Source organism: Pseudomonas persica, assembly GCF_900291015.1.
In the GTDB taxonomy this organism is placed as follows: Bacteria; Pseudomonadota; Gammaproteobacteria; order Pseudomonadales; family Pseudomonadaceae; genus Aquipseudomonas.
The window spans coordinates 1-280 of the sequence record NZ_OLKL01000099.1 but is presented as its reverse complement, the minus strand read 5'-3'; the positions used below and the strand labels follow the sequence as shown (position 1 = coordinate 280).

Here is a 280-nt window from a genome sequence, read left to right as displayed (position 1 = left end):
GTCTCATGGATGTGACCGACCTGTTGGCCCGGGCCGTGGATGCGGGGGCTTCCGACCTGCACCTGGCGGCGGGCCAGTTACCGATGTTGCGCCTGGATGGCGAGCTGCAGCGCATGGCCCTGCCGACCTTGGGCCCGGCGACCTTGACCGAGGGCATGGCACCCATGCTGGATGAAGACCAGCGCCGACAATGGGCCCAGGGTGATGAGCTGGACCTGGCGCTGGAATTGCCGGCGCTAGGGCGCTTTCGGCTGAATCTGTTTCGCCAGTTGCACGGCCC

At 67.1% G+C, this 280-nt stretch carries 1 pseudogene; it reads left to right on the top strand.

Annotated features, from left to right (window positions below):
* Positions 1–5 precede the first annotated feature (5 nt).
* Positions 6–280 (top strand): annotated as a pseudogene (locus tag FQ664_RS25855) (twitching motility protein PilT); the annotation flags it as partial.